Source organism: Endozoicomonas sp. YOMI1, from assembly GCF_024606345.1.
GTDB lineage: Bacteria > Pseudomonadota > Gammaproteobacteria > Pseudomonadales > Endozoicomonadaceae > Endozoicomonas.
The window spans coordinates 1-1695 of the sequence record NZ_JAHHPM010000399.1 but is presented as its reverse complement, the minus strand read 5'-3'; the positions used below and the strand labels follow the sequence as shown (position 1 = coordinate 1695).

The 1695-nt window shown below is 49.3% G+C and carries 1 protein-coding gene; it reads left to right on the top strand.

Features of this window, described 5'->3' with window-relative positions; genetic code table 11:
- On the top strand, window positions 1–1695 hold a 1695-nt coding region (locus KDK15_RS14270), incomplete at both ends, for a hypothetical protein (RefSeq protein ID WP_257296055.1).

Below are 1695 nucleotides of genomic sequence, written 5' to 3'. Positions count from 1 at the left end.
TGGCCCGCTTTAAAGAACAATGTTGCCTGAGGGGCCTGCTGTTGAATGGCCAGCAGGTCACACCAGATGCGGTGGTTAAGGGTTTCCCGGATAGTCAGGAAGGCAAACTGGGGATAGCGCGCTTCAAAGCGGAGTCTTGCCTGAGAGGCCTGGCGTTAAATGGCCAGCAGACCACACCAGAGAGTGTGGTAAAGTATTTCCCGGATAGTCCGGAAGGCAAACTGGGGGTAGCACGTTTCAAAGCGGAATGTTGCCTGAGAGGCCTGGCGTTGAATGGCCAACAAGTCACAGCGGATATGGTGGTTAAGGATTTCCCGGGTAGTACGGAAGGCAAACTGGGTATAGCGCGCTTTAAGGAACAATGTTGCCTGAGGGGCTTGTCGTTGAATGGCCAGCAGGTGACACCGGATATGGTGGTTAAGAGCTTCCTGGATAGTCCGGATAGCAAACTGGGGATAGCGCGCTTCAAAGCTGAGTGTTGCCTGAGGGGCATGGCGTTGAATGGCCAGCAGGTGACACCGGATGCGGTGGTTAAAGATTATCAGGCAGCCAGGGCAACACTGGAGCTGGCGCGTTTCAAAGCGGAATGCTGCCTGAGGGGCCTGACGTTGAATGGCCAGCAGGTCACACCGGATGCGGTGGTTAAAGATTATCAGGCAGCCAGGGCAACACTGGCGCTAGCGCGCTTTAGAGAAAAATGTTGCCTGAGGGGCATGTTGCTGAATGGCCAGCAGGTCACACCGGATGGAGTGGTTAAGGATTATGAACACGGTGGCAGATTGCTCGAAAGAGCTATTTTTTATTCTCAGCTGGCATTAAGTGCCAGAGAATTGAATGGCAGCCATCTGGATAACAAAGACGTATTAGCAGCGTTTAATGAAGTCCCCGGGGATTATTCTTCAAGGCAAACCAGGTATCTGATTCAAAGGCTGAAACAATCTCAGCGGTACGATGAATCCAACGAAGCTCAGAGCATACTTCAAGAGGCCTGGCAAATCTTAAACAACGTACGGGTCAAAGACGATGAGCATCATCGGCTCCAATGTATAGTGAAATTCATGGCTATGCAGCATGAGTTGCCAATTGATCATCAGAGAGTATCAGCAAAACAGGTATTGCAATCCATCAAATTACTGAGGCGCTCATTTCAGAATTCCCGTCTGCATTTCTTCTTCCTGACACACTGCTATATCACGAGACAGTCTATTGATGGACGAGAGATCCATAAGCATCAGGTTTTGGAGTGTCTTCAGAGTTTTCCTGAAGTAAGCAAGCTTCGCCATGCTTTAGGCTACTGGTTTGAACAATACAGCTCCGAAGCCAATATAATGGATGAGTTACTGTTCGAGGGAAACAGGCATTCAACCAATCGTGTCAATAACGCTGGACATGAGCATGGAGATCACCTTCCCACCGAGACCTCCGATTTAGAGAGTGCTTACCGAAGCGCAACATCGGTAGAAGTATCCGTTGACAATCCTGGCAAGGAAGGCTCATTCCCTTGCCAGGTTAGGGAATACCGGGAAGAAACAGAAAATACGTCCTCAATTCAGGCATTGACTGCCAGTATGGTTCAAACTCTGAAACGATGGTTAAAAACAGGCGAACCGGGTTGCCAGGACAAGCAGGTTCTGCAGTTAAATGCGCTAACGCTAAAAACACTGGAGATTATTCAGGAAATCAATGGTTCTTATA